This window comes from Roseateles sp. (assembly GCF_049240545.1).
Taxonomy (GTDB): domain Bacteria; phylum Pseudomonadota; class Gammaproteobacteria; order Burkholderiales; family Burkholderiaceae_C; genus Paucibacter_A.
The window spans coordinates 1-3,854 of record NZ_JBMLSK010000122.1 but is presented as its reverse complement, the minus strand read 5'-3'; the positions used below and the strand labels follow the sequence as shown (position 1 = coordinate 3,854).

Annotated in this window: 1 protein-coding gene; it reads left to right on the top strand. The window is 63.6% G+C overall.

The genetic code is table 11. From position 1 onward, the window contains the following. The first annotated feature begins 14 nt into the window (after positions 1 to 14). Entirely contained in the window at positions 15 to 3,854 is a 3,840-nt protein-coding gene (locus ACOVRJ_RS08160) for a DUF3427 domain-containing protein (protein WP_422043389.1), read from the top strand.

Sequence of the window (3,854 nt, the reverse complement as noted above, 5' to 3'; positions counted from 1 at the left end):
CGTCAGAACCAGGGATGGACGACACCGCTCGGTACTACCGACAGTTTGCTGACGAGTTCTTCGATAGCACGGTCGGCGTTGACATGTCGCCCATCCGCGAGCGTTTTGCGGCGTTGCTGCTCGCTGGCGCGAGGGTCCTCGACGCTGGTTGCGGATCTGGACGAGACGCCAAGGCGTTCGCGCAGCAAGGTTTCCGCGTTTCGGCTTTCGACGCCTCTCCCGAACTCGCCTCACGCGCCTCAACCCACTGTGGGTTTGCGGTAGAGGTTCGGTCGTTTCGCGACGTTGACGAGGTCAACGCCTACGACGGCATCTGGTGCTGCGCCAGCCTGCTGCATGTCGCGCCTGAGGAGATGCCCGGTGTCGTGTCCCGACTGTGGGCGGCGCTGGCGCCTGGCGGCGTCCTGTACGCCAGCTTCAAGCGCGGCACCGGTACCAGACTTCACGGCGGCCGCCACTTCACCGATGCCGACGAGTCCCAGGTAGCGGAGTGGCTGACCGCCCTTCCCGAGCTCGCGCGATCGGACATCTGGGTCACCGAGGACCAGCGACCTGACCGGATGGAGAAGTGGACCAACGTGCTGGCCACGAAGGCAACTGGGTCCCAGCGGCGTCTGGTCACCGGCGATCGGGATCACTTCCTCCCCCACCTGTCCGAGGCGATGTCGCAGGCCACGGAGGTCGACCTCGCCGTCGCCTTCATCAAGACGACGGGCCTTCGCCTTCTGCTGCCTGATCTGCAGGCGGCGCTCGAAAGCAAGGCAGGCCGTCAGGTGCGCGTCCTGACGAGTGACTACCTGGACATCACCGACCCGGAGGCGCTTCGACTGCTCTTGCTGCTTCAAGAGCAGGGCGCCGATGTCCGGGTCTTCGTGACGGGGGGCAGCAGCTTTCACCTGAAGGCCTACATCTTCGCCCGTCTCTCCAATAGTGAACTGGTGGAGGGGACGGCAATCGTCGGGTCCAGCAACATCAGCCGCCAGGCGCTTCAGGAAGGTCTGGAGTGGAACTACCGCGTCGTCTACCCAGCTGACCACGGCTTCCTGGAGGCCAGAACTCGGTTCGAGGAGATCTTCTCCCACAGCAGGACAGTTGCTCTGTCAGACGCTTGGATCGAGTCCTACGAGAAGCGGCGCGTCCCACCCCCTCGATCGGTTGCGCCCGGCAGCCATGAACAAGAAACGCTTCCCGAGCCGACTGAAATTCAACAGGCCGCGCTTGCAGCACTCAACGCGACACGCCAGCAGGGCTTCCGGCGGGGAGTCGTCGTCCTTGCCACGGGTCTTGGAAAGACTTGGCTCGCTGCCTTCGATGCCGCCCAGGTGAACGCGCGCCGTGTTCTGTTCGTCGCCCACCGGGAAGAGATCCTTGCCCAGGCGGCGGCGACGTTCGTGCGCATCCGTCCTCGCGCCCGCGTCGGCTACTACATGGGACGCAGCCGCGACGCTGAAGTCGATGTGCTCTGCGCGTCGGTGCAAACACTCGGCCGCGCTCAACATCTGGAACGGTTTGCCCCGCAGCACTTCGACTACGTTGTCATCGACGAGTTTCATCACGCTGCCGCGGCAACCTACCGTCGCTTGCTCGGGCACTTCGCGCCCGCGTTCCTGCTCGGGTTGACGGCGACTCCCGACCGCACGGACCAGTCCGACATCCTGTCCTTGTGCGATGACAACCTGGTTTTCACACGCAACTTGTTCGAAGGCATCCAGGCCCAGCTGCTGTCGCCCTTCCACTACCACGGCATCCTGGACGAGTCGGTCGACTACCGCGAGGTGCCGTGGCGCAACGGGCGGTTCGATCCCGAAGAACTGACAAACAAGTTGGCAACCCTGGCACGTGCGCGACACGCCATGCGGGAGTGGCGATCACGGGCTCAAAAGCGCACGCTCGCCTTCTGCGTGTCGATCCGGCACGCCGAGTACATGGCGTCGCAGTTTCAGAAAGCAGGCATCTCGTCGGCTGCCGTGTACGCCGGGTCGCCGCTCGGCCGCGCACAGGCCTTGGAGCAACTGCGCGGCGGTCAGCTCAGCGTCGTCTTCTCCGTGGACCTGTTCAACGAGGGCGTCGACCTCCCCGGCATCGACACGGTGATGATGCTGCGGCCGACCGAGTCGAAGATCCTCTTCCTCCAGCAACTCGGCCGCGGCCTGCGCCTCAGCGAAGAGAAGACCCACCTGGTCATTCTGGACTTCATCGGCAACCACCAGAGCTTCCTGCAGAAGCCGCAGGCGCTGTTTGGCGTGGGATCGACGTACAAGGCGCTCGCTGCTTTCGCTCGCAAGGCTGAGCAAGGTCGGCTTGAGCTTCCCGACGGCTGCTACGTCAACCATGACCTGAAGATCATCGAATTCCTGAAGTCGCTGGACAGCGCCGGGACACAGAAGGACTACGAAGCACTGCGCGCCAGCCTCGGACGGCGGCCCACGCTGGCGGAGTTCTACCGCTCCGGTGCCAGCGTGCAGGCGATGCGACAACAGCATGGCAGCTGGTTCGATCTCGTCGAAACCATGGGCGACCTCCAGGAGGACGAGGCACGCGCCTTGAAGGCCTTGGGTGGGTTGCCGCGAGAAGTCGAGGTCACGCCGATGACCAAGAGCTTCAAGATGGTCCTGCTCGAAGCCTGGTTGGAATTGGGTGGGCTGGTCACGCCGCCTACGGTGGCTGCCCTGGCTCATCGATCCTGGGACGGCCTCCACCGCCGGCCGAGCTTGCTCAGCGATCTGCCAGAAGCGATTGCCAAGCTGCCCGATGGGCTCGACGACAGGTGGATTCGGTACTGGCGAGATTGGCCGATCAAAGCCTGGACGGGCGGCCTTCGCGCCGCAGCGACCTCGGCCTTCAGCTTCTTCTGTGTCAAGGAAGATCGCTTCTCGCTTGCTCAACCGCCGTCGGCTGACGAAACCGAGGCTGCAGAGGGCCTTCTCCAAGAGCTGACGGCCTACCGCCTCGCCACCTACGAGGTGCGTCGCCCTGTGGAGGCGGAGGCATCCAACGTCATTCCCTTCAAGCCCAGGCAAAAGCCGGAAGTCGAGTTGCCGTACTTCCCGAACCTCAAGATCGCGTGCGGGCACTTTCGTGCGGGCAGGACAGACGCCGAAGAGCACCGCTGCTTGCCCACGGCCTACGGCAAGCTGGACGCAACGCGGCACTTCATCGCGCGGGCCTCTGGTAACTCGATGGATGGCGGCAAGAACCCCATCCGGGACGGCGACTACCTTCTGCTGGAGCTGGTCAGCTCCAGCAATGCCGGGTCTATCACCGGCACGGTGATGGCAATCGAACGGCAGGACGAAGCTGTCGGTGACAACCAGTACCTCCTGCGCGTGGTCACCAAGACCAAGGACGGCAGCTACATCCTGAAGGCTCACAACCCTGCCTACGAGGACCTGCAAGCCACTGACGACATGCGCACCCTGGCGCGGTTGAAGGCTGTTGTCGACCCCCTCGACCTGGTCTTGGGGCAGGCCTTCTCACGCGAGGACATACCGCCGCTCTTCGGAGAGTCGTTCAACCCAGGCAGTTGGAACGTCGGTCACGTCGTGCTGAACGACAAGAAGGTGCACGTCCTGTTGGTGACCTTGAACAAGCAGGGCAAGGCGCAGGAGCATCGGTACCACGACCACTGGATCGATGAGCACACCTTCCACTGGCAGAGCCAGAACGCGACGACACCTGCAAGCAAGCGAGGCCAGGAGATCATCGATCACTTGGCGAAGGGCATTGCGATCCACCTCTTCGTGCGGGAGACCAAACTCGGCAGCGGCAAGGCCGCTCCCTTCGTGTATCGCGGCCAAGTGACGTACCAGTCGCATCTCGGGAGCAATCCGATGAGCGTGACTTTCAAGCTCTAG

What these genes read in the sequence shown, in the direction of transcription:
- ACOVRJ_RS08160 (WP_422043389.1), top strand. Translation starts at nt 15, where the DNA reads ATGGACGACACCGCTCGGTACTACCGACAGTTTGCTGACGAGTTCTTC.